Genomic DNA, 25,497 nt, shown 5'->3' on the forward strand with positions numbered 1-25,497 from the left:
GAATCAGCAATAACACTATGATTGGTAGGTTAATTTATTATTATCAGAACATACATTTAGCTATTTTGAGCTCGGCGTAATCGCGCCGATAAAAACAAGGGAGAACCGCGAACACCTTAAATGCATATAAAAACAATGACTTTCATATGTAAATTTTATTTGCAATTCCAGGGCGTTTGAATTTATAGTATTGCTAACATTTTATTAACGTGAATTAATCAAAAATGGCTCGAAAAATGATACCAATGAAAAGTCTATTAGCTGTCACTGTTGCCACCTTACTGGCTGCGTGCTCAGAACAGCCGCAGGATGTGTCTACCACTACGAACGATAAAGCCGATCACAGTGAAAAGTTATCTGAAATCCGCAGTGTCGCTAATCAAGGTCCGTTTAAAGCCAATTGGGAGTCTCTCAAAGAGTATGAGATCCCTACTTGGTACCAAGATGCCAAGTTCGGCATTTTTATTCATTGGGGCGTTTATTCCGTGCCCTCGCATAATGGCGAATGGTACCCACGTAAGATGTATTTAAGCGATACAGAAGAGTTTGCTTATCAGCAGGAAAAACACGGCCCGCTAACCGAGTTTGGTTATAAAGATTTCATTCCACAATTTACCGCTGAAAAGTTTGACGCAGACAAGTGGTTAGAGGTCGTTAAAGACTCAGGGGCTAAATATATCGTTCCGGTGGCAGAGCACCATGACGGTTTCTCTATGTATGACAACTCCTACTCACGTTGGGATGCCGTTGAAATGGGGCCCAAACGGGATGTCATCGCAGAATTAAAAACGGCAGCAAACAAGGCTGATATTTATTTTGGCTTGTCCAGTCACCGTGCTGAAAACTGGTGGTTCTTCGAAGGTGGGCGAGAAGTGCCTAGTGATGTACAAGACGATGCCTATCGCGATCTGTATGGACCCGCCGTTAGCCGAGAAACCTCTGAAGCTGGCGAAACACCACCGACTCAAGAATTTTTAGACGACTGGTTGTTAAGAACAGTTGAAATTGTAGATAAATACCAACCTGATCTTATTTGGTTTGATTGGTGGATGGCATCAGAGCCGTTTCATCAACATGTAAAAGAGTTCACCAGCTACTTCTACAATAAAGGCTCAACATGGGACGACATGCCAGCTCTGAACTACAAAGACTTGGGCGAATTTCGCTCGTTTCCACCGGGTTCGGCAGTGCTGGATATAGAACGTGGACAAATGTCTGATACCTATGAGTATTTTTGGCAAACAGATACCTCTGTGTCAAAAACGTCTTGGGGCTATGTTACCAACCCTTCCTACCGAGACGCTAATTCGTTAGTCGATGATTTGATCGATATTGTCAGCAAAAATGGTTCTATGCTGCTCAATATCGGTCCAAAACCGGATGGAACCATACCGCAACCAGAAATTGATTTACTGGCTGAAATTGGCAGTTGGTTAAAACTTAATGGTGAAGCGATTTACAATACTCGCCCTTGGGTTACATTTGGTGAAGGCTCTACTGTTGTCATAGATGGCACCAATTCCAATGATGCAGAGGCCCACCGTAAAGACTTTAATAGCAGTGATATTCGTTTTACTCAAAACGGCGATGCTTTGTACGCGACCGTAATGGCTTGGCCAGAAGATCGTGATGAGCTTACGATCCGTTCAATTAATAGCGAAAATTACCCTGATGAGGTAACCAGCGTGACCATGCTTGGTCATGATGGGGAGTTAAGCTACTCACAAACTGAGAATGGCCTAACTGTCACCTTGCCAGATTCCTCACCGTCGCCTTTCGCTCAAGTGATAAAAATCACGAAATAGGTCCTGTTGGCAGTCATCGGTTGTGTCCGCTGATGGCTGCCATTTTCTGTAGTTTCCCTAACCGGCACATGCAGCCATTTCAGTTCTACTCGTTCACTCTTTTTTTAACGCACTTTCGAATACCAATGCCTTCAATTACCATCCCCTCCATTCCCCCTCTATTATAATCCCGCGGCAATTTAAACCGCTTAGGCATAGGCGAGAAAGACCAATAGCAGATGCTGAGATTATTGCTGAGCTAGTGAGCGATAGACACCGCCGAAAGGACTTACGCTGTGTCGCTCGAACTTGAAAGCACAGTGGTTAATTACTTATTAACGTGGAATGGTATAAGAAGCGGCTAGATGCTGCCTCTTGCACACTCACCTCAGCAGCACTAATGTCCTGTGCTGACTGTGGTCATACCCGATTGCCTGATGTGTTTATAGCTTTTCAGCATCTGTTTGATTCTATTTTGATGCTTAGGCGATTTGAGCAAATTCTTCGATTCATGCTCTTGTGGATTATGACTTAGGTCAAACAGAGCGATAGGTTCAAATTTCGAGATTTTACGGTCACTTTGCATGATGAGCTTCCAATCCCCTTGGCGATAAATCAATTCGTTATTCGACCCACCTTGCAACATCATAAAGTCGCGTTCTTCCTCGGATGCACTGGTCAACAGAGGCAATAAATTTTTAGAATCTGCCGTGGCTTTACTGTCGATGGGTGCGCCCGCTGCTGCGGCAATAGTGGCTAAAATATCTTGCACCAAAACGGCAGACGTTAGCTGCACACCCTTACTCAATTTACTCGGCCAAGAGACAATAAACGGCACTCTGTGCCCGCCTTCATATGCGCTATTTTTACTTCCTCTATATTGACCACTAGACCGATGCCCAGCCTCAAGTGTGCCGGGAATGCGATAGGCCAAACCACCATTATCAGACGTAAAGATAATTAAGGTGTCGTTGTAACGCCCTGTGGATTTAAGCGCAGCCACTATCCTTTTCACTTGTAAATCTAATTCATGGATCATATCCAGGTGCGCAGAGGGCGTACTACCTGCCACCTTCTCACCATCAAAATAGGCGGGTGGCATATGGGGTAAATGAGCCATAGGACTGGCGTAATATAAAAAGATCGGCTGGTCTTTGGCCTGCCCTTGAATAAACTCAACCGCTTGTGAAGAAAGCACATCACCTATTTTACTGGTTTGCCAGGCACTGTCTCCCATGCCATCGCCTTTGTCAGATATCGTTTTTACGTCAGACGCCGTCGACTCATTAACATGAATAATACTTGAAGCACGTGATAGCGGTGCCCAGCGTTGATTTTCATATGCTAAATACAGTGGCCCCTGGATCCCATCAGGAAGCATATAGCTATAATCGAAGCCGAGATCATTCGGCCCGCCTGCGACCATTACCGATAAATCAACGTCTGCTAGAAATCCTTCATCAGAACCTCTAAAAACGTCTTTAGCGCTTTTTCGCAAGAAATCACCACCGAGGTGCCACTTACCAACGAATCCAGTTTTGTAGCCTGCCTGGCGCATCACATTGCCAAGGGTAGGTGTATTGGGCGCAATAACATTTTGCTGAAAACTCCCCCACACCCCCCAAGGTGATTCAGAGCGATAGTTATTCTTGCCTGTCATCACACTAAAGCGCGTCGGCGCACATAGTGCGGTAGCCGAATGCGCATCATTAACCCACACGCCTTGCTGGGCGAGCGCGTCAATATTCGCAGTGCGCACGACAGGCTTTTTCGCCAAAAGGTTTTCTGTGTAGTAACTAATGTCACCCAGTCCGATATCATCGGCCAAAATCACCACCACATCGGGCTGCTTGGCGAGCGTTCCAGCGCTTTGAAACGGCAAAGAAAACAGAAGAAATGACAGCCAAACGAAAGGAGAGCGGGCCGAAAAACGTTTGGCAAAAACGCCAAATAAGCGCCAAAAGGGGTTAAAAAAGCGGTGAAAAAGAAACGATTTCAAAATATTGCTCAAATTATCTAGGTTGAAGGTTTGCTTCACGGTTACATGCACTCCTGCTCGCTTGGGTGATTTCACCCTAGCAGACTTGGTGAAACGTCCATATTTTATATATGAATGTATAGTTTCTAAAATCGCATAACATTAACCTCACATTACGCTTCATTTTTGGCGTACTTTGTCATGATAGCTTTGCGATAGCGGTTTGGTGTGCAGCCATATTGTTTTTTAAATTGAGCAATAAAGTGTGAAGGGTTCGAAAAGTTCAAATCATAACTAAGGTGTGTAATAGAGACCCTGCTCTGCCCTAGCATTCTTGCTGCGTGATACAAACGATGACGCACCACATATTCGGAATAAGAAAAACGGAATATGCTTTTAAAAACGCGAGAAAAATAAGAGGGCGACAGATGACATTTTTTCGCTGCTTCTTCGAGGCTCAACACCACACTAGATTGCTTTCTAAATATTTCCATTACCGGTTTGATCTTCGCATTGAGCGATCTTGAGCTTAAAATACGCGGTACTTGAGCATTTTTTACTTCCCCATGCTCTTTGAGTATGACCAATGCTAAATTCAGTAACGCGATACTTTTGGCATGATACTTATCTGAGTTAAAGCTTTCGTGAGCCCAACGAATAATCTGTAGCAGTTGCGCTTGATATGCATCAGGGATACGTAAGTGCATGCCAACTTCAAATAAACTAGATAAGCCACTGAATTGCTCGGTTTCAAAGAGAGCTTTCGGAAATTGCACGATATACCACGACTTAGCATCATTGGTGAGATCAAAGTCGTGGGTTTCCATGGCGGGTGTGTATACCACATCGAACGGTCGCAAGGTGGTTTCCCCTTGATGATAGTAAAACGTGCCTTCTACCTGTTCGAAAAAAATGAGTTCTTGTACTTCATGGAAATGCATTTCACATTGGTAGTGTTCTTTCTGGCGATAGCTCACATGATGAATTTCAATTTCGTGGCCGTCCTTGATACAACAAGGTTCGCAATAAGCACCTGAATGTACTGTATTCATTGACTTTCTCCGCTGTTAGCTTGGCTCACTTTCATCGTGTCACCTCTACCATCACAGACGTTGAGAGCCCTGTACGTTGATAAGTGGGCGCTTTATTGGCCGCTAAAGGCTGTGCATCTTCCCAAGAATAAGCACGAACTGTTGCCTGCCCCACTTTGTGTGCTTTGATCTGCCCAAATTTGTCAACGCTGACGATATCTGGGGCGCTGGACTCCCAAATAACACCTTGCCTTTGGGCGTGTTTAGGTAAAGCGTTGACATGAAGTGTTACGCTGTCACCAGGTGATAAGTGTGTTTGTGCTGCATCAATACTTAGTTGCGTAACTGGGGTTAATTTATGTTTGTCTAAGATGGCCCCAAGGTAGCGATAAGCATCAGCTTGCTGCGCTGTAAGGTGCGAGATATCCAAGCCGCTGAAACGCTTTAACTTCCATTTCTTTTCAACAACCTTGCTCCCTTGACGCTCAAGGGGGTCAGTACGCAAATCAAAAAACCTGCCTTCAGGGAAGTCTTTATCTGGTGCATAGCGCTTAAAGTGTTTATTGAATGCGTAGCGCAAAACCTTATCTTCGTCTTTGTAGGTCTCATTGCCGATATACCAGGTGTAAATGTACTGCCTGTGCTCGTCGTTTCTCTGGCCTGTTGCTTGGGGCCAAAAGCTGATGCCATCTATTTGCTGAGCATTCGGTAGCTCGATACCAGCGGCTTGCGCAATCGTTGGATAAATATCGGTTAAATTAACGAGTCCATCATAGGTGCGATATTCAGTTGAATTTCCAGCTGGAATTTTCCCCGGATAATGCAGCACCAAGGGCACATGTAAGCCGTTGTCTGCGTTGCCGCCTTTTCTACCAGGATAAATGCTTCCATCAGGTAGCACATGGCCGAAAGTTTCTTTGGTCCCGTTATCGCCCATAACCACGATTAAGGTGTTATCGAGCAAATCTTGCTGGCGCAACTTTTCCACCACATTTCCTATCATTTTGTCCATGTAGCGGATCATGTCCGGGAAGTATTGGCGATCATCTCCTCGCGTGTTGTTGTAGTCGGCATTTTCAGGGAACTCATCAAATATCGATTCAGGTTGTGTATCAGGTGTCGGCTTATGATCGTCATGCACTAAAATCATCGGGTAATACAAGAAAAAAGGATTGTGTTTGTTTTGTTCTATAAACCGTAACGCATGGCGATTAATAATGTCTGGCCCGTACCAACGTCTGCCCGTCTCAGGGTCGAGGTCATTTCGGCTGTTGTAATTGTGCACTTGACCATTTATCACAAGGTTCGGATTAATATACCGTTGGCCTTCAGTTACCACATCAAAGGCGGCGTAATCATCCCAACCAAACTCGCTTATATAGTCTTTGCCTGATACCTCTACTGTGCCGCGGGTTTGTTTCCACTTTCCAAATAGGCCTGTGGCGTACCCTGCTTTTTTAAAGGCATCGCCAAAGGTTAAATCAGAGCTATGCTGAGATTTTGGTTGAAGGTAATTCCTGTCGTTTCGTTTGCCACTCATCAAGGCAATTCGCGTGTTTTCACAGATTGGATAAGCAAAGGCTCGATCTATTCGTATACCTTGCTGCGCCAATGCATCGATACTCTCAGTAGCGAACTCTTCCTTGGTAAATTCACCGTCATAACTGTGTAATCTGTTTGCCCCGTATGCCGTCACACCATAGTGACTCAAATCATCAATAAGGATCAGTACCACATTGGTATGTGTTTGATGTGCTTTATCTATTTCCGATTGCGGTGTAGCAGCTTCAACTGACGTCTCAAGGCTAGCAGTATCATTTTCTCCAGAGAGCCTAGTACAGGCCGTTAATAACAGCGAAGCGATTACACAACCAAATAAACCGACGATCATTACCTGCATAGGACACAAACCCCAGAAAACAAACTTTTACATATGATACACATAATTTATATTTAATGTATACTGCTTTACCTATTTCTGTTGCATTAATGTAAATAAAGAGGCTTAGATGATAATTAGAAACGCAGCAATGTCCTTACTCGCTTTGTGTGTAGCAACGCCTGCTTTAGCAAATGACCAACCCTGGTTTGATACCCAACTTCCTACTCAAAAGCGTATCGATTTGTTAATTGATGCAATGACGCTTAAAGAGAAAACATCCCAGCTGGTCAATGGCAATGTAGCCATAGAGCGTCTTGGATTACCTGAATACGACTTTTGGAACGAAGCATTGCACGGCGTAGCAAGAAACGGCCGGGCAACGGTTTTCCCTCAAGCCATAGGAATGGCAGCAACATTTGATCAACACCTGTTGCTAAAAGCTGCATCGGTGATTTCGGATGAAGCTAGAGCAAAATTCAATGTTTCCAGCGAAATAGGCAACCGCAGTAAGTACTCAGGATTAACGTTCTGGACACCCAATATCAATATTTTCAGAGATCCTCGTTGGGGACGAGGTCAAGAAACCTATGGCGAAGACCCTTATCTTACTGCGCAAATGGGCAAGGCCATGGTAAATGGCCTGCAAGGGGACCACCCCAAATATTTGAAAACAGCCGCGGCGGCAAAGCACTTTGCCGTGCACTCTGGCCCTGAAGCACTGCGCCATGAGTTTGATGCTATCGCCAGCCCAAAAGATATGTACGAAACCTATTTTCCTGCCTTTGAAGCTCTCGTCACAGAGGCAAATGTCGAAACCGTTATGGCCGCTTATAACCGAGTCAACGGGCATCCTGCTGGGGGCTCAGACTTTTTACTCAATACCGTGCTAAGGGACAAATGGGGATTTAGCGGACACGTGGTGTCAGACTGCTGGGGGTTAGCTGATTTTCATCAATATCATAAGGTGACCGCCAACGCCGTAGAGTCTGCCGCTTTGGCCATCAATACCGGTACGGATTTAAACTGTGGGGCTGTCTACAATGCACTTCCCGATGCAGTTGAAGCGGGCCTAGTTGACGAAAAAACCATAGATAAACGTCTGTCTAAGGTACTGGCCACTAAATTTAAGTTAGGCTTTTTTGACCCTAAAGATGATAACCCGTACAACAATATTTCTGCTGACGTCGTCAATTCAGAGGCGCATGCACAAGTCGCTTACGAAATGGCGGTTAAATCGATTGTGCTTTTGCAGAATAAAAACAACATCTTGCCCTTAGATAGAAATATTCGAAACCTGTATGTTACCGGCCCATTTGCCAGTAGCAGCGAAGTCTTGCTGGGAAATTATTACGGTTTGAGTGGTAAAACCACAAATATTCTCGATGGCATTACTGCCAATGTCAGTGTCGGCACCACAATTAATTACAAACAAGGCATTTTGCCCTATCAAGCTAACGTAAACCCGATTGACTGGACAACAGGTGAAGCCAAGCAAATGGGCGATGTTATCATTGCCGTGATGGGGCTATCTGGCGCTTACGAGGGTGAAGAAGGTGAAGCGATAGCGTCCCCACACAAAGGCGATAGGCTCTCTTTAGATTTACCTGAACACCAAATTGCATTTTTACGTAAATTGCGAAAAGACAATGATAAGCCAGTTATTGTGGTTTTGACCGCAGGTACGCCAGTCAACTTAACCGAAATAGCAGAACTTGCTGACGCCATTGTATTTGCTTGGTACCCAGGCCAAGAAGGCGGAAAAGCCGTGGCCGATATTCTGTTCGGCGAGCGCTCGCCTTCCGGTCGCTTACCTATCACGTTTCCTAAATCAGAAGCGCAACTGCCTCCTTACGATGACTACAGCATGCAAGAGCGTACTTACCGCTATATGACACAAGAGCCTATGTATCCGTTTGGTTTCGGCTTAAGTTATGCGCAAGTCAAATTTGATAACATTACGCTTGGTAACACTCAGGCACTTGCCAGCAAAAACGAGCCGCAAGAGAACATGACGGTAACTGTGAATGTCACCAATACAGGGGAGCGCGAGTTTGAAGAAGTGGTTCAGCTTTATCTTAAAACGCCTGACGCCGGTGTCAGCCAACCCCTTCACTCGCTCAAAGGGTTTACCCGAATCAAATTGGCTGCTGGGCAAACCGAACAAGTGCTATTCAACATCCCGAAGAAGCACTTGTATTCCATAAATGCGCAAGGCAAACCAGTGCTACTAAAAGGTCAGTATAGTGTCATCGTGGGTAATGCCTCGCCTGGCAATCGCAGTGAAACACTAGGTGCTGCTAAACCACAAATAGCCAAGTTCGTTATCTAAAAACCCACCAAAAAGGCCAACATAGATTGAAGTGACCCCCAATAGTTGGCCTTTCTCTTTGGTTTACCCGCATACTCGCTGATTCAGCTGTCATACTGCACTTAAATATGCGTACTTAAATATGCGTACTTAGATATGGGTAAGAGTGCGAATTAATTGTTCGTCACTATTCTCATAGCAATGTTATCAAACACAGTACTATTAACTTCAGCGCCATCAACTTTAGTGCTGCCTTGCTCAGCACCACTCATACGCAGTGTGATTTTTTGCCCCTCTTGCCCCGAAAAGCGCAAGGTATAAGAAGAAAACGTATCAGCTGAAATACTCACCGACTCGAGTATTTCCCCCTGTTCATCTAACACATTTAACGTGCCTTTCGTCGCGTCTACTTTGTTGGTATTTTTAGCGTATACAGAAATCTGATACTCAGCGTCCTCAGTCAAGGTTACCCTTTGCTGTACATGACTTTGAGCGCCTAGTTTAACGCCCCATGCTTGGGTGTAACTCATATTCGGTGCGTCAGTAAAATTCGCTTGCTCACCCACCAGCTGCCAGCTTTTAGCTCGCATTGACGATTCAAACCCAGCATCCCTTAACAGGTTATCAGCAGATGACTGCAACTGATAGCTACGCACATGGTCGTAATAAGCCGTATTAATTTCAGGGTCATCTAATTCACTCTCGCTTGGATACGGTGCGTGGCCTTCAGGTATCCATTTAGGTTGCCAATTATACGTTTCAACTACCATGCGTAATGACATCTCACTGTCAAAAGGTAAGCGGTCTCTCTCGTGGGCAAGGTCAACTGTGCCGGTGAGCTTGCCGTTAAAATAAAAGTGCATTTGATTTGGAGTGACCCACCACATTGAATAGGTGTTAAAGTCCTCAGAAAGCTTAGCTTTGCTGTCATATTTCGTGCCCTTTGAAATATAAGGCGCCCCTTGGCATTTTCCGTCAACCATTTCGCTTGGTTTGTAGTGCGTATTTGAACGCATTACGTTAGCCCAGTTATCTTCTGGCCAGCCACCAATTGTCTCCAAAATATCCAGCTCGGTTGAATGATACTGACCACAGCCTTCCTCTCTTGCGTCCGCCTGATCAGAATGCAGCCAAAAAGTAGTCGACATTTTGGTTTTCGACGCTTTGATACGTGCTTCAAAGTAACCAAAGGTGGTAGGCATTTTTCCAGATACAGCAGCACCCGCCATGGAGTATGTGTCGTTAGGCTTAGGGTGAGTCGAAGTTTTGAGCTCTAAGTTGCCGTTTGCTACTTTCACATTCTCTTTTAAAAACTCTGCCGGTGGTCGTCCCTGCCAAGTCGTAATGTGGTCGCGCCATTTTGTGCTATCGAGCTGATGTGTATTAAACTCATCAGACATGCTTTGAATAGGCACCCATTCAAAGCCCTCTGGAGCTTGCGGTAAATAACTTGGGACACTGCTTGGTGCCGCCACAGTAGACATATCGTTATTACTTTGTTGGCAGCCTACCAAGCATAGCGCAGCCGCTAAGGCCGTTAGTACCGGCCCGTTGTTGTTAGCAATCATAGAAAATTCCTAATATTAGATAAAGAATGATTCCCTGAGCGTTTAAAGCACGTCAGGGGGAAGGTCAGCTAATTCGATTTTGATCCCAAGCGCATATTTGGCCGGACGCTTATTAGGTAGGCTTACTCTGAGCTTATCCGCATCTTGTTGCCAGTCGAGCTCCTTGTCGGTCGCTAATAAAGAAACGCGTTTAATCCGGTCAATCAAATGGTGTTGCTCACTACCCAGAGCGTTAAAGGAGATACTGCTTTGTTCTTGCGGCCAATCGAGTACAAAGGCATAAATCGTTTGGCCTTTTCGGGTATAGCGGATATCTCGCGAGGTATAGCCTGTGTCTTTATGATTGCCATGCAATACAAGTTTGGCATTCGTAGGACCTTGCCCGAATACGCTAAAAGGTCTTGTTTGGTAGATCCCCTCGCCGTTTTGCTCCAGCCAATCGCCTAGCTCCATTAGTACATCGACTTGATCTTGCGAGATAACCCCGTTCACATCAGGAGCCACGTTGAGCAGCAACGAGCCATTTTTACTTACGATATCAATTAGATCGCCAATCAACTTATCCGCTGGCATAGTTTGCCAATCGTCATTGTAAGACCAGCGCCACCCCCCGAGTGACATGTCTGTTTGCCACGGCATCTCGCGTATACGGTCTAATTTACCTGACTCCACATCGAGCACTGCCGCTCCATCTGGTATGGGCTTGTAGCTAATATTTTTATAATTTAATACCACACCTTGGTCGTTTTTAACGCCCTGGTTGTAATATTGGGCAAGCAGCGATTTACGCTTTTCTTCGTACTCTGGGTTAGAAAATCCTAAATCAAACCAGAGTAAGTCGGGTTCGTAGCTTTTCATCATATCCATGCTTCGGGCAAACCACTTGTTTACATGCTCTTCACTGTGGGGATCGGTAATAGCGTGAGGTTTTCCATAAAAGTCTGCAAACGCCGGGTCAACCGTATCCGTTCCTTCTTTGTAACCCCACCAGTACCAACCATAAGCATAATGGGAAGACATACCCACCTTCATGCCCTTCTCTCTAGCTGCTTCGAAAATCTCTCCTACAACATCCCGCTTAGGCCCCATGTTGACGGCGTCCCAACGGGTGATATTTGAGTCGTACATTGCAAAACCATCGCAATGTTCAGCCACAGGTACAACGTATTTCGCTCCTGCCTTTTCGAATAACGCTATCCATTGCTTGGCATCAAAATCTTTACCGTGAAATTTGGGAATGAAATCCTTATAGCCAAATTCTTGTGTGCCTCCATAGTGCTCTATGTGATGCTGGTAGACTTTGTTAACTCTATCTGGATTCGGATTACCTTTAATATCAATAGTTTGCTCTCGATACATATGGTATCCATAAAATGGCCCTAAGTATTTAGGCACCACATAAGGGCCCCAATGTATGAAGATCCCTAACTTTCCATCTTGGAACCATTGCGGTGTCTCATACTGTTTCAACGATTCCCACGTGGCTTCATAAGGACCAGAAATAAAAGAGTCTGATTGATTAGCTGACGTTTCTTGAGCGGCGACTTGCACACTGATACAGGTGCTCAAAATCGTCCCTAATATCGCACTAAAATATATAAAGCGAGCCATTAGCCTCTATCCTCATCAAAAATCTGCTACACAATCACCACAAAACTATCACATATAAATAACAACATTCAAATTTAAATTAAATGTATTACTGTTCAAATGTGAGACACACCCAAGGCGTAAACCATAAAACGCGCCATACAAACCAGGTTGTACCAACCCACATTAATAAGTGCCCCTTAAGAACGCACCCAGCGGTTTTTGATAAAGGCGTCGCTATGTCGTAATGACTGTTCTTTTTCAAATAGTGAGAACTTTCTATTCGTGAGAACTTTTCAATTCGTGAGGACTTCCAATTCGCGAAAACGCAGAGCAGAAGCCGCTGGGACATTCCTTCAGGCGAGTTTTAAATCATATATTTTTTCCATCTCCACCCACTTCTGCCCTTCCTTTGCCCAAGGTAACGGCTTTTGAAACTTCCACATTAGAGCTTCCCATTCATCACTCTTTGCTTTGCCCTCAGGCGTTGACGGTAACGCGTTAGGATCATAGTGCTCGTTTGTTTCCATTATCATAAAAAGCCTATCCCCTAGATGATAAATTTCCATATCGACTATGCCCATCTCGCGCATATTTTGAGTGATTTCTGGCCATGCCTTATCTGGTTTATGAAACGCTATATATTGTTCTATCAGCACGGGATCATCGATTAAATCTAACGCTAGGCAGTAACGTTTGTGGGCCATGTGTATTCCTTAGATCAAAATTTGTCAGTAATAAATGCATAAAACAATTGTTGTTAAATTGTAAATACGGTACATTTTAATTAAATATGAATCAATCAATTAACATGTAAATTTACAGTGCTTATTTTTAAGGTGGGTTTACAAAATAAAAGAGGTGTTTTACCACATGCTTTACGCCCGTTATGCCACTTTCTTCATCATTACCCAAGTATGTTTATGGCTGCCCGCTACGGGGAGTGCAAAACCAATTGAGGTCAAAAACGATTGGGAAAACCCAGACGTTATACACATCAATCGGTTACCTGCTAGAGCCACCTCCTATTCTTTTGACTCCACCGAGCAGGCATTAACCCGAGATCGCAGTCAATCCACCATGAAAAGCTTAAATGGCCAGTGGAAGTTCCATTTTGCAGAGAAAAGTCAAAATCGACCTAAGGATTTCTATCGCACAGATTTTGACAGCCAATCTTGGTCTTCCATTACGGTGCCGGCAAACTGGGAACTAGAGGGCTACGGCACACCGATTTATACCAACTCGGTCTATCCGATGTTTGAAGATGAAAACGACATCGTATTGCCATTGATCACCCGTGATAATCCTGTAGGTTCCTATTTAACAGACTTTAGCGTACCGAAAGACTGGCAAAATGAGCAGATTATTTTGCATTTTGGCGGGGTCACCTCAGCCTATTACGTGTGGATAAATGGCCAAAAAGTCGGGTATGCACAAGGCAGCCGCCTGCCATCGGAATTCGATATTACCGATTACCTAGTGCCCGGTAAAAATACGTTAGCAGTGCAAGTGTTTCGCTGGAGTGATGGCAGTTATTTAGAAGACCAAGACCACTGGCGATTAAGCGGTATTCACAGAGAAGTCTTACTGATGGCCCAACCTAAGGTCGCTTTAAATGATTTTTTCGTGCAAACCCACTTGAGTGACAACTACCAACAAGGTGTGATTGAAATCAATCCCAAGCTGTCTAACCCTGAGCGACAAAATTTAGCAGGTTGGAAAGTCAGTGCAACCCTATACAACGCGATGAACCAAGAGGTAGAGAATACGCAAATGCAAGTTGATGCCACTAGGTTAACGCGTGTGGCTTATCCCCAGCGAGATAACTTTGCATTTGGCCTCATGAAAACCAAAGTAAACAAACCTGCCCTATGGACATCAGAAACCCCTAATCTCTACACGCTAGTATTAAGTTTACACAACCAACAAGGAAAGCTGGTTGAAACCCGAAGCACTCGGGTGGGATTTCGCGACGTTAACATTAGCCCGCAAGGCGAACTACTTATTAACGGCCAAAGCGTTGAACTTATTGGTGTGAATCGTCATGACCATGACGCCAAAAAAGGCAAGGCACTCAACCGAGAAGACTTGCGCCAAGACGTTATTAAGCTAAAGCAGTTTAACTTTAACGCGGTGCGCACCTCTCACTACCCTAACGATCCGTATTTTTATGAACTCGCTGATGAGTACGGTTTATATGTCATGGATGAAGCCAATATCGAGTCTCATGGCGTTGGTGGCCTACTTGCCAACTTACCTCAGTGGAATGACTCAATGAGTCAGCGTGCTTTGCGAATGCTGGAAAGAGATAAAAACCATCCGTCTATTATTTCATGGTCCATGGGGAATGAATCCGGAACAGGCCCTAACTTTGCCGCAATAGCAGGTTGGCTGAAAGATAAAGATCCCACTCGTTTTGTGCATTACGAAGGCGCACAAGGTGATCCCACCCATCCACAATACGTCGGTTTGAGTGAGCGCTACCCGACCGCAGAAGAAAAAAGTCAGTATTTTACGCCCCTTGCTAATCCAACTGATCCAAAATTTGTTGATGTTATTAGCCGAATGTACCCCACCCTTGAGGATCTAAAAGGCTTAGCAGACAGTCCTTATATCGACCGCCCTATTTTAATGTGTGAGTACGCCCACGCCATGGGCAACTCGCTGGGAAATCTCGCTGAATACTGGGAAATGGTTCGAGCACGACCCAACCTGATTGGCGGCTTCATCTGGGACTGGATTGACCAAGGCTTAGAAACTCAAAACGCACAAGGCGAAACCTACCTTGCCTATGGTGGCGACTTTGGTGACACCCCAAATGCATCTAATTTTTGCTTGAATGGCGTCATGGACTCTTATCGCCAACCTAATCCCCATGCTTGGGAAGCCAAATATGTTTTCCAACCAGCTGAATTTACTTTACTTGACCCAGCCAAGGGTGAAATAAGCGTACTCAATCGCTTCTTTTTTAATAACTTGGCTGACTACGATATAAGCTGGTCGCTTTCTGAGGATGGTACGCGTATTTCACAAGGGGTAATTCAATCAGGCGATGTGGCGCCAGGGGCACATAAAAACCTCATGCTCCCTTATCAGAAACCGCAAATTAAACCAGGCGTACATTATTGGTTAAACGTTAGTTTGTTGCTTCCAGAAGATACATTATGGGCAGCGAAAGGCCACGAACTCGCTAAAGCGCAATTTAGCTTACCTTTCTCTCGCCCGGCTGAAAAAGTAGCCATCAGTAAAAGTACCTTGCAAGTGGATGACACCGAAACAAAAATCGTCATATCCACAGACAACAAGCGTATTGCTTTTGATAAAACAACGGGTTATCTAAACAGCTTGGTTGCTGATGAGTTGCAGGTGTTACACGAACCTCTTAAGCATAACTTTTGGCGGCCACAAACCGATAACGATCGCCTCGGCTGGAAAACCCTAGAAAACAAAAAAGTATGGTTTGACGCTACGCAGCATTTAGCCCTTAGCAGCTTTGAATACAGTCAAACTGATACTGGGGTAACAGTGAAAACCCGCCATACAAACGGGTCTTCAATCAAAGTCGCCACCCAATATCACATTGATGCTACAGCTAATGTAACTGTTAACGTTACGCTAGATGCAGACGCGGATTTACCTAGTTTGTTGCGAGTAGGTATGTCTACAGCGGTAAGCGGTGAGCTAGAGCGCATGGCCTACTATGGTAAAGGCCCTCATGAGAATTACATCGACCGTAATCAAAGTGCAGAAACAGACGTATACCAAGGGTTAGTATCAGACTTTATACACAGCTACGCGCGGCCCCAAGAAAACGGAAATCGCACCGGAGTGAAGTGGTTAACGTTAAGTGATTACGCCCAGCACTCGTTTAGCGTAAAAGGCCTACAAGATCTTAGTATGTCAGTTTGGCCTTGGTCAGCCGAGAACTTACAAGAAGCTAATCATCCATACGAATTGGTCGAGCGCGGTATCTACACCGTCAACATTGACCTTGCTCAAGCCGGTGTTGGCGGTATCGACTCGTGGAGCGACAAAGCAGCCCCGATTGAAAAGTACCAACTGCCATCTGGTCAGTATCAATACCAATTCACCCTAACAGTAGGACAGCAGTAGCATGACGTTGAAAAGAAGTAATCGCTTAGGGTTGCGCCACTTCACACTACTGGCAGGCAGTATTTTATGGCCGCTCACTGCGTGCTCAGCCGTGTCGAATGAGAAAGCTGACATTGAAGTGCAGCCTAAGCCAAATATTGTGCTTATCGTCACGGATGACCAAGGCTATGGCGATCTTGGATACCATAACAACCCTATCATTCAAACGCCGAACATTGATGATATAGCGGCACAAAGTGCAAGACTGACTAATTTTCATGTCGACCCTACGTGCTCTCCTACACGGTCTGCTTTGTTAACAGGTAAACACTCCCTAAGGGCGGGGGTCTGGCACACCATTTTAGGCCGTTACATGCTTGGCCCTGAACATGTCACCCTTGCTGAATCGCTACAAGAAAATGGCTACACAACAGGGATATTCGGCAAGTGGCACCTAGGTGACAATTACCCGTACCGCCCGCAAGATCAAGGGTTTGACGAAGTCCTCATTCATGGTGGGGGTGGCGTAGGACAAACACCAGATTTTTGGGGAAATACCCAGTTCGATGATACCTATTTTCGAAATGGCGAGCCTGAAAAGTTCAACGGATACGCAACCAAAATTTGGTTTGATGAAGCTAAAAAGTTTATCGATAAACAGCAAGAAAAACCTTATTTTGCCTATATCGCGCTCAATGCCCCTCATGGTCCATACCGAGCCCCTGAAACGCATATTAAACCATATGAAAAGCTTGGCTTAGGCAGAGACATGGCCAGCTTCTACGGTATGATCAGCTACATTGACGAGCAAGTTGGAGACCTGCGTGCCTATCTGCGTACTCACGGACAACTCGACAATACCATTTTTATCTTTATGACAGACAATGGCAGCTCCTACCATACCACCAATGAAAAAACCTTATTAACCAAGGGCCATCGTGCACTTGCAGAACAATTTCCTGATTGGCAGCCCAACGCCAATTTGCGTGGTTACAAAGGCCAGGTTTACGAGGGGGGACACCGAGTACCTTTCTTTATTTCATACCCTAACGGCGATATACCCGCAGGCGATTACACCGATTTAACCGCCCATTTCGACATCATGCCAACCTTGTTAGAACTGGCCGATATTCCACAACCAAATGGCACCTTTGACGGCATCAGTTTGGCCACTTACCTCAGCGGCCAACAAGCCAACGGATTACCCGAACGACCTGTAGTGATCACAAACCAACGGGTTTATCACCCCAGTGTAAAGCGGCCAATCGCTGTTGCCTATAATCATTGGCGTTACATTTCTAGCGAAGATGGCGAGCAGCTTTTCGACCTAAAGCAAGACCCAAAGCAGCAAAATGACCTAAAGCAAGCCTACCCTGAGATACTCACCAAAATGCGCGAGCATAAGCTAGCCTGGTGGCAAGATATGCAAGCCAGTGGTTTCAAAGACCGCTATATCTCAGTAGGCAATGATGCTGAAAACCCAGTACGGCTCAATGCAATGGATTGGATGGAGGTGCCTGACAATCAAGCTGTTCCTTGGTTTATCGGCCATCAAGGCCCAGCGCCAGAATGGGACTATGTACATTGGCTAACAGAGGAAGACAAATATCAAGCCCTGCCTTGGTACATTGATGTAGAACAGACAGCAAAGTATCGCCTCAAAGCTTACTTTCACGACGCACCCGCAGCGACCCCCATTAATAAAAAACGCTGTGTTATTCAAGTCGATAACAAGCAGTTTTCAGCGCCCGTTTACGGTCGTGCCTCCCACTGTGCTATTACCTTACCCTTAGCCTCTGGCAAGCAAAAAATAACGGCATGGTTCACTGATAACGAACAGAGCCTAGCGAAAGAAAAAGCCGCTTTTTATCTCTATCTTGAACGTATCTAGGACAAGGATTTAACATGTCATTCATCAACGGAAAAACACTGCTGGTAGGTAGCGCTTTTTTATTACTTTGCGGATTAGGTATTAGCGAAAAAGCAAATACCCGCCCCCAAGCTCAAACAACGACACAGACGACGCAAAACAAACCTAATGTGGTTATCTTTTACGTGGATGATCTTGGTTTCAATGACATTGGTGCCAATGGCGGAACATTAGTCAGCACACCCAATATTGACCAACTTGCGAATAAGGGGATCCGCTTTACCGATGCCCACAGCTCATCTGCAACCTGTACGCCTTCACGCTATTCTTTGCTCACGGGTGAATATGCCTTTAGAAATAACGCGGCAGTGCTACCAGGCGATGCGCCTCTTATTATTGACCCAGATAAACCAACGCTACCTGCAATGCTCAGCAAAGCCGGTTACACCAGTGCAGTGATAGGAAAATGGCATTTAGGGTTAGGTGACGGTGAAAGCCCAGTAGATTGGAATCAAGAAGTTAAACCCGGGCCGCGTCAAGTGGGCTTTGATTACAGCTTTATTCTACCCTCAACCGGTGATCGCGTGCCGTCTGTATACATGGAAAACGGCCAAGTGTTGAATTTAGATCCCGCCGATCCGCTTAACGTTAGTTACGTTGAAAAAATAGGTCAGCGCCCTACTGGGCGTGAAAATCCTGAGTTACTGCGCCAGCAAGCTGATAATCAACACAGTGACACCATCATCAATGGCATCAGTCGTATCGGCTTTATGCAAGGCGGCAAATCTGCTGAATGGAAAGACGAAGAGTTTTACCGAGTCTTCACAGATAAAGCCAATACCTTTATTGAGCACAATGCGAGCAACCCGTTTTTCTTATTTTTCTCGTTCCATGATATCCATGTTCCGCGTTTACCACACGAGCGCTTTTTAGGAAAAAGTCCTTTAGGTATTCGCGGTGATGCCATTATGCAAATGGACTGGATAACCGGACAAGTCGTGGCGAAACTGAAAAAAATTGGCGCTTTGGAAAACACACTCATTATCTTTACCAGTGACAATGGGCCTGTGTTAAATGACGGTTATCAAGACGGCGCAGACAGCACCTTGTCTCAACATCAGCCGGCTGGCATATATCGAGGCGGCAAATACAGCGCCTATGAGGCAGGTACTCGGGTACCAACGATCGTGCATTATCCCGCCAAAGTGCGTCCAGGGGTGAGCGATGCGCTGGCCAGCCAAATCGATATATACGCTTCGTTAGCCTCAATGCTCGATATTGAACTAGGTGACAAAGAAGCCATCGACAGTACAGATTATTTAGCAACATGGTTAAACAGTGACGCTGCCGGCAGAACTGAGCTGATTGAAGAGTCATACACCTTGGCACTTCGAAAGGGCGATTGGAAATATATTGCGCCAACGGATAAGCCCAATGCGTGGATAGCCAATGAGAAGCGCATTGAATCCGGCCTGATGCCTAGCCCGCAACTATTTAACCTTAAAAGCGATCCACAAGAGCAACACAATGTGTTGAAACAGCATCCTGATAAAGCTGCGCAACTTAGCCAGCGAATAACGGAATTGGTCAATCGCCAAACGCGCTAGGGTAAACCTAAAGCTTGTATAGCCCCCGAATAAGATGCCTAGAAGCTAGGCATCTTCCGTTTCCACGTTCGTTCGAGAAAGCCCATGATAAACCGAAATATTAAATGTGTACTCGCCCTGTTGTTACTCATTTTGGGAGGCAGTGCACTGGCCCGTGCAGAAAATGCCTCCGGGGTTAGTCGTCCTAATTTTTTATGGTTGGTCAGCGAAGACAATGCAAAACACTTTCTGCAACTCTACAACGACGCGGGTGCCCCCATGCCCAACATCGAGAAGTTAGCCACACAGGGGCTTGTATTCGACAATGCATATTCCAATTCAGCTGTATGTTCGGTGGCGCGCTCTACCCTTGCGACGGGTGTGTACGCACCCAAGATAGGGACGCAATTTCATCGAGCCGCACAAAAAGTGGTGTTGAAAAAAGGCATTCAAACTATCAGTGAAATGTTAAAGCAAGCAGGCTACTACACCAGTAACAACGCCAAAAAAGATTATAACTTTAGCGAGCCACAAGGTCATTGGGATGACTCATCCCTTAGCGCAACATGGAAAAACCGTGACCCAGACCAACCCTTTTTCCACATGCAAACTTGGCAAGATACTCACGAACATGTTCTGCATTTCGCCGCTGATGAAATACCATCAGCGGCTACCACTGCAACGCCCCCTCTAGGGCAACCCGCTACCTTGTTTCCCGTATACCCCGATATCCCTGCTTTTCAGTACACCCATGCCTATTATTTACAGCAACATCAAATACTGGATAACAAAATTGGCCAAACCCTTGACGCGCTGCGCGCCGACGGTTTGTTAGAAGACACTTTCATTTTTTATTTTGGCGATCATGGCGGTGCACTTCCCGCCAGCAAAGGCACAATTTATGACAGAGGTTTGAACATTCCACTGGTAGTAAGAATACCTAAAAACTATCAGCATCTGCTGCACAGTGATTTTAGCGCCCCTAACAATGTTCGCGTAAAAGGAGTAGTGAGTTTTATTGATTTCGCACCAACATTACTCGAGTTAGCAGGGCTCGAAAAACCTCCGCAACAGGATGGCGAAAGTTTTCTAAGTAACACTATGAGCCTAGCCGAGCTTAATAGCCGAGATACCACCTTTAGCTACGCAGACCGATTTGATGAAAAAATGGATTTCAATAGAGCGATCCGTGTCGGGCGTTTTAAATATATTCGAAGCTATTTTCCTTACTACCCTGATGCGCTGTTTAACGATTATCGCGAGCGACAAGTCGCAGCAAAACAATGGAAAGCGCTGTACCGTGCTGGTAGAACCAATGAAATTCAGTCCGCATTCTTTAGACCCAGAGCGCCCGAGCGTTTGTATGACATTGCGGCTGATCCCCATGAAACAATCAATTTGGCTAGCAAGGCGCAATACCAAAACCTATTAACGAGTCTGCGCGACCAACTAAACGACACACTGAAAGGCATGCCAGATTTAAGCTTTATACCTGAATCAGTATTAGTAAATAATAAAGTGACCACCACACAAGAGGCTGAGCAGGCAAGAAAAAAGCATATTGCCAAGTTGCTTGATATCGCCAACCTTCAATATCAAAATTACAGCGATTCAAAAACCTATTTAACTCAGTACATTAACAGCCAAGATGCCTTGTCTCGTTACTGGGCGCTTATCGTTTTGTCTTCGTTCGCCGAGAAAGCCGCAGCGTTTTTACCTTTGGTCAAGCAAATCGCGGCTCAGGACCCAAACAACTTAGTACGCGCGAGGGCCATCGAATTCTTGGCCATACTAGGTGAACAAAACACAGCTTCCCAACTGATAGCACTGTTACAAAAGACCACTTCTGACCTAGAAAAACTAGAAATATTGAATATCGCAACTTATCTACATGATGTGCATGGCTTACTTTTTGATATTCAGGATAGTGAGCTAACCACAGCGGGACAGATAGATAAAAACCTTGTCGATTATTGGTTTAGTAGCAGGCAGGCGCACCTAAGTAGTCAAAACACGCTGATACAACATCAATAAGTCGTTTCAGGCAACGCACAGCAAAGGCGCGAATATATTGGCTAATATAATATCTTCGCCGCATTAGCAGATATAATCCTTAGTATTTCGCTAACGGTCTTTAGTAGGTTGCCCAGGCAAAAAGCGAATATTGTACTCTTTGCGAAACCCACTGGGTGTTACGCCAGTTTCTTTTTTAAACGTACGAGAAAAATGAAAAATATCACAAAAACCGCAACTTTCGGCCACTCTATCAATACTATCGGAGCCAAGTAATAAGCGCTGTTTAGCCAGCGCTATTTGCTTGTGCAACATGTAGCGTTTTGGAGAAACATTAAATGCGGCTTTAAATTTTCTCGAAAAGTGCTCTGGCGACATATTTGCAGCTTCTGCAAGTGCCACCAAACTGGGTGGGTTGGCCACCTGTTTGTTAATCAGGCTAAGGGTCGAAACGAGTGATGGATGCAATAAGTGCTTACGCTGTTGAGGTACATCATCAAATATATGCATAAATGGCCGCAGCAAGTTTAGCAATAAGCTTTGACGCTCAAGCACTGCGCTTGGGCGCATGACCTGCATGTTTGAAATCAATTTATTAAATAGCTTGCTAGTCGTATCGGGCTCAGCGCACTTGACTCGAAAAGGCTTGCCGTAGAGCATAAATAAGTCCAACCCTTCATCAAGACTAGCCTGAAAATGCACCCATTTGAAAGACAGCTTTCCTTGGGCAGAGTGTGACAGAAGCTGATAAGGCGGGATCAGGTACAAATACCCAGGCTCCATAGTGAGCACACGGTCAGTGAACTGTAATTCGGCTCTACCAGATTCAACATAGTAAACACGGTTGTAGTGATTAACGAATTGACTGCCATTCCACTGTGCACCTATCTGCATATCAAAGGCGGCATAAACATGAAAATGAACTCGGCTGAATAGCGCGTCAGGCTGCTGATTTTGCCAGACAAATCCGCCTGATCCCGTTTCGAATTGCTCTATTAACATAACCTCATCTCACCTTAATACACAAAAAACGGTAACTCAGAAGACCAATTACAAACAAATTCACTAGTGAAATATCAATTTCATACAAATATACATCAAGATTATCAATGGAGATAGACTTAACATCTGAGTAACATTAATTACATCGAAAATACACTTAAAGATAACTATGGATTTATTTCAATTCTTTGCACGCTTTCACGTTTTAGTGTTGCACTTGCCTATTGGGATCCTCATGCTGGCCGCAGTGCTAGAGATGGCAGTTCGCTTTAAAGAGCAACCACGCAGTGCTTTATTGAATGTTGTTTGGTTTTGGGGTGCCATATCAGCTGTGGCAGCCTGTGTACTGGGCTGGATGCTATCTCAAGCCGATGGTTACAGCACAGAGGCCATATTTATTCACCGTAGCTTTGGTATATCTGTGGCCATAGCGGCATGGATTTGCTGGTGGGTATTTAAACGCAACAGCCCGCCGGTGGCCATTTACAGCCTTTCGAGTATCGTGCTCGCGCTGCTTTTTTCCACTGGGCACTATGGCGCCAATATGACCCATGGTGAAACTTACCTTGTAGAGTACGCGCCGAACCCAATTCGCCAAATTGCTGGCTTTTCACCACATAAAGCCCCAAGGCCGCCCATTACCAGTCTTGCACAAGCGGATGTGTATTTAGACGTGATTTCCCCTATGTTTGAAAAGCGCTGTGCCAGTTGCCACAACGATAGCAAACAAAAAGGCGGACTTAACCTAGCATCATTTGCAAGCCTGCAACAAGGTGGCAAGAGTGGTGATACGCTCGTCCCAGGCAATCCAGAACACAGCGAGCTTTACCAACGCATCACCTTAGATCATGACGCAAAAGGCTATATGCCTGCAGAAGGCAAAAAACCCCTTACAGAGCAAGAAGTCGCCGTGATTAAATGGTGGATAACCACAGGTGCCCCCAATCAAGGGCCCGTGACTGAGTTTGTACACAACCAACAGCACAAGACTTTACTTAGCAAGTTATTTGCTATTCATTCATCATCATTAGCTGATATTCCCCCCATTAGCGACGAGCAATACCAACAGCTGGTCAACGCTGGCTTTGTGGTCAAGCAAATTGCGCAAAACTCAAACTACTTAGACTTAGACATGTCAATCTCTGAATTACCTCTTTCGCCAGACACCTTAACCCTGTTAGGCGCAGTCAGATCTCATGTGTTGTATCTAAATTTGGCAAAGAAAAGCGTGAATAAAAACCATATGGAAGTCATTGCTCAACTACCCAACTTACAAAAACTGCGTTTAGAGCACTCTAACGTGACTACCAACGCACTGGCGCCCCTGAAAAAAGCCGCCAACTTGTACTATCTCAACCTATTTGCAACCCAAGTTGATAACGATGTACTGCCAATGCTCAATGAATTTGCCGCATTGCAACAAGTGTATTTGTCAGCCAGTAAGGTCGATGCTGAGGCATTTGAGCGTCATTCACTAAGCGGTGACACCAAGATGTACTACAGCGCGCTAGCACGTAACGACGCCAAGATCGCCCAGAACAATAAACACGGATTGAAAGTGGAATAATCATGCAAAACACAAATTTGAACACCACACAGACAGCTCCTTCAGGCGCACCTTCTAAGTCATCTCATGTTGATGCTAGTAAGCGCCAGTTTTTGCACGGCGGCGCCACACTTGGCAGTGCCTTATTGTTGGCCGGAATAAGTAATACCAGCCGCGCTCATGAGCCAGAGAAAAAACAGCTGCCCAAAGCGGGCCGCTCGCCCAACGGCAGCATCATCGGCCACGGCGATTTTCAATATAAAGTCAACTACAACTGGGGCCGTCTAGATCCACACAAAGTGCCTGTCGAAAATAGCCACGGCCTTGCCATTGACGCCAAGGGGCGAATTATCATGGCCACAGACAGTGACGTGAACAACTTCGTTATTTATAACAAAGACGGCAAATTACTCGATGCATGGGGTACGCAATACCCTGGCGCTCATTCCGTTAAAATCTCCCATGAAAATGGCGAAGATTTCATCTACATCGTTGATTGTGGTTGGGTACTTGATCGCAACCGTCCGGACAATCAATGGAAAAATAAGTGGTATCGGCAAAGTGGTTTTATCGCCAAGCTAACGATAGATGGAAAGCTGGTTTACACCATCGGCCACCCAGTGACGTTAGGAATTTATACACCGGACATGCGTTACCAGCCGACTGATCTTACCGTCGCCCCCAACGGTGATTTATATGTCACTGATGGCTACGGATCAGACTTCGTCATTCACTACGATAGCAATGGAAGGTACATACGCCATTGGGGCGGAACGAACAACGCGGATCCAGCACTGAACTTAGTTAACACCCATGGTGTTGGCGTGGATACACGAGACCCGAACAATCAACACTTACTCGTTAGCTCACGGGGCGAGCAGACCATCAAGAAGTATTCAATGCAAGGAAAATGGTTAGGGGATATCCACTTACCCGGCGCCTACGTAGGCGGTCCCGTATTTAAAGGTGAGCATTTCTACGCCCCTGTTTGTTGGTCACACATAGACGGAAAAATGGCCGCCAATTCAGGCTTTATCACCATACTCGACAAACATAACCGCGTGGTTTCTAACCCAGGCGGTTTAGCGCCCGAATATGTTGATGGTCAGTTGCAACCGATGCAAACCAATTACCAGGTATTCAATCACTGCCATTGTGTGTGCGTAGATGACGATGAAAACCTGTATGTCGGGCAGTGGAATGCCAATCAAATGTACCCCATCAAGTTAGAACGTGTGTAGGTCAAG

At 45.4% G+C, this 25,497-nt stretch carries 15 protein-coding genes; 8 read left to right on the forward strand and 7 right to left on the reverse strand.

Annotated elements, in window-relative coordinates; translation table 11 throughout:
• Positions 1-245 precede the first annotated feature (245 nt).
• Complete coding sequence (locus GCHA_RS02125) at positions 246-1,805, forward strand: alpha-L-fucosidase (RefSeq protein WP_007984531.1); 1,560 nt, start codon at positions 246-248, stop codon at positions 1,803-1,805.
• 376 nt (positions 1,806-2,181) lie between these two features.
• Here GCHA_RS02125 and GCHA_RS02130 read toward each other — a convergent pair whose 3' ends face one another.
• The 3 genes from GCHA_RS02130 to GCHA_RS02140 all read right to left on the reverse strand — a co-directional run bounded on the left by GCHA_RS02130 (position 2,182) and on the right by GCHA_RS02140 (position 6,693).
• Positions 2,182-3,822, reverse strand: a complete 1,641-nt coding sequence (locus tag GCHA_RS02130) for a sulfatase family protein (protein WP_007984533.1) — start codon at positions 3,820-3,822, stop codon at positions 2,182-2,184.
• A 113-nt stretch (positions 3,823-3,935) separates the two neighbouring features.
• A complete protein-coding gene (locus tag GCHA_RS02135) occupies positions 3,936-4,814 on the reverse strand; it encodes a helix-turn-helix domain-containing protein (RefSeq protein WP_007984534.1) in 879 nt (292 codons plus the stop codon).
• Between the two features lie 31 nt (positions 4,815-4,845).
• Positions 4,846-6,693 carry a sulfatase-like hydrolase/transferase gene (locus GCHA_RS02140; protein WP_007984536.1) on the reverse strand — a complete coding sequence of 616 codons (1,848 nt, stop codon included), beginning with the start codon at positions 6,691-6,693 and terminating at the stop codon, positions 4,846-4,848.
• A 109-nt stretch (positions 6,694-6,802) separates the two neighbouring features.
• Between GCHA_RS02140 and GCHA_RS02145 the strand changes: the two genes are divergently transcribed.
• Positions 6,803-9,004 carry a glycoside hydrolase family 3 C-terminal domain-containing protein gene (locus GCHA_RS02145; protein ID WP_007984537.1) on the forward strand — a complete coding sequence of 734 codons (2,202 nt, stop codon included), beginning with the start codon at positions 6,803-6,805 and terminating at the stop codon, positions 9,002-9,004.
• A gap of 152 nt (positions 9,005-9,156) precedes the next feature.
• Here GCHA_RS02145 and GCHA_RS02150 read toward each other — a convergent pair whose 3' ends face one another.
• The 3 genes from GCHA_RS02150 to GCHA_RS02160 form a co-directional block, all read right to left on the reverse strand.
• Entirely contained in the window at positions 9,157-10,551 is a 1,395-nt protein-coding gene (locus tag GCHA_RS02150; protein ID WP_007984538.1) for a family 16 glycosylhydrolase, read from the reverse strand.
• Positions 10,552-10,593: 42 nt separating this feature from the next.
• Positions 10,594-12,162, reverse strand: coding sequence for an alpha-L-fucosidase (locus GCHA_RS02155; RefSeq protein ID WP_007984540.1), 1,569 nt, complete (start codon positions 12,160-12,162; stop codon positions 10,594-10,596).
• Positions 12,163-12,497: 335 nt separating this feature from the next.
• Positions 12,498-12,848, reverse strand: coding sequence for an L-rhamnose mutarotase (locus tag GCHA_RS02160; RefSeq protein ID WP_007984544.1), 351 nt, complete (start codon positions 12,846-12,848; stop codon positions 12,498-12,500).
• A 166-nt stretch (positions 12,849-13,014) separates the two neighbouring features.
• Between GCHA_RS02160 and GCHA_RS02165 the strand changes: the two genes are divergently transcribed.
• The 4 genes from GCHA_RS02165 to GCHA_RS02180 all read left to right on the forward strand — a co-directional run bounded on the left by GCHA_RS02165 (position 13,015) and on the right by GCHA_RS02180 (position 21,723).
• The gene (locus tag GCHA_RS02165) at positions 13,015-16,254 is read left to right on the forward strand and encodes a glycoside hydrolase family 2 TIM barrel-domain containing protein (protein ID WP_007984546.1); all 3,240 of its coding nucleotides are present in this window, start codon (positions 13,015-13,017) and stop codon (positions 16,252-16,254) included.
• Position 16,255: 1 nt separating this feature from the next.
• The gene (locus GCHA_RS02170; RefSeq protein WP_007984548.1) at positions 16,256-18,124 is read left to right on the forward strand and encodes an arylsulfatase; all 1,869 of its coding nucleotides are present in this window, start codon (positions 16,256-16,258) and stop codon (positions 18,122-18,124) included.
• Between the two features lie 14 nt (positions 18,125-18,138).
• Positions 18,139-19,710, forward strand: a complete 1,572-nt coding sequence (locus GCHA_RS02175) for a sulfatase family protein (protein WP_007984550.1) — start codon at positions 18,139-18,141, stop codon at positions 19,708-19,710.
• 84 nt (positions 19,711-19,794) lie between these two features.
• Positions 19,795-21,723: a sulfatase-like hydrolase/transferase gene (locus GCHA_RS02180; RefSeq protein WP_007984553.1), complete on the forward strand. Its 1,929-nt coding sequence runs from the start codon at positions 19,795-19,797 to the stop codon at positions 21,721-21,723.
• 90 nt (positions 21,724-21,813) lie between these two features.
• Here GCHA_RS02180 and GCHA_RS02185 read toward each other — a convergent pair whose 3' ends face one another.
• Positions 21,814-22,704, reverse strand: coding sequence for an AraC family transcriptional regulator (locus GCHA_RS02185; protein ID WP_007984555.1), 891 nt, complete (start codon positions 22,702-22,704; stop codon positions 21,814-21,816).
• 169 nt (positions 22,705-22,873) lie between these two features.
• Here GCHA_RS02185 and GCHA_RS02190 point away from each other — a divergent pair, with 169 nt between their 5' ends.
• Positions 22,874-24,271, forward strand: coding sequence for a c-type cytochrome domain-containing protein (locus tag GCHA_RS02190; RefSeq protein WP_007984557.1), 1,398 nt, complete (start codon positions 22,874-22,876; stop codon positions 24,269-24,271).
• A gap of 2 nt (positions 24,272-24,273) precedes the next feature.
• Entirely contained in the window at positions 24,274-25,491 is a 1,218-nt protein-coding gene (locus GCHA_RS02195) for an NHL repeat-containing protein (protein ID WP_007984559.1), read from the forward strand.
• Positions 25,492-25,497: the final 6 nt, after the last annotated feature.

This window comes from Paraglaciecola chathamensis S18K6 (assembly GCA_000314955.1).
In the GTDB taxonomy this organism is placed as follows: Bacteria; Pseudomonadota; Gammaproteobacteria; order Enterobacterales; family Alteromonadaceae; genus Paraglaciecola; species Paraglaciecola chathamensis.

Coding starts and splice junctions, on each gene's coding strand:
- GCHA_RS02125 (WP_007984531.1), top strand. CDS start 246: ATGAAAAGTCTATTAGCTGTCACTGTTGCCACCTTACTGGCTGCGTGC.
- GCHA_RS02135 (WP_007984534.1), bottom strand. CDS start 4,814: ATGAATACAGTACATTCAGGTGCTTATTGCGAACCTTGTTGTATCAAG.
- GCHA_RS02140 (WP_007984536.1), bottom strand. CDS start 6,693: ATGCAGGTAATGATCGTCGGTTTATTTGGTTGTGTAATCGCTTCGCTG.
- GCHA_RS02145 (WP_007984537.1), top strand. CDS start 6,803: ATGATAATTAGAAACGCAGCAATGTCCTTACTCGCTTTGTGTGTAGCA.
- GCHA_RS02150 (WP_007984538.1), bottom strand. CDS start 10,551: ATGATTGCTAACAACAACGGGCCGGTACTAACGGCCTTAGCGGCTGCG.
- GCHA_RS02155 (WP_007984540.1), bottom strand. CDS start 12,162: ATGGCTCGCTTTATATATTTTAGTGCGATATTAGGGACGATTTTGAGC.
- GCHA_RS02160 (WP_007984544.1), bottom strand. CDS start 12,848: ATGGCCCACAAACGTTACTGCCTAGCGTTAGATTTAATCGATGATCCC.
- GCHA_RS02165 (WP_007984546.1), top strand. CDS start 13,015: ATGCTTTACGCCCGTTATGCCACTTTCTTCATCATTACCCAAGTATGT.
- GCHA_RS02170 (WP_007984548.1), top strand. CDS start 16,256: ATGACGTTGAAAAGAAGTAATCGCTTAGGGTTGCGCCACTTCACACTA.
- GCHA_RS02175 (WP_007984550.1), top strand. CDS start 18,139: ATGTCATTCATCAACGGAAAAACACTGCTGGTAGGTAGCGCTTTTTTA.
- GCHA_RS02180 (WP_007984553.1), top strand. CDS start 19,795: ATGATAAACCGAAATATTAAATGTGTACTCGCCCTGTTGTTACTCATT.
- GCHA_RS02185 (WP_007984555.1), bottom strand. CDS start 22,704: ATGTTAATAGAGCAATTCGAAACGGGATCAGGCGGATTTGTCTGGCAA.
- GCHA_RS02190 (WP_007984557.1), top strand. CDS start 22,874: ATGGATTTATTTCAATTCTTTGCACGCTTTCACGTTTTAGTGTTGCAC.
- GCHA_RS02195 (WP_007984559.1), top strand. CDS start 24,274: ATGCAAAACACAAATTTGAACACCACACAGACAGCTCCTTCAGGCGCA.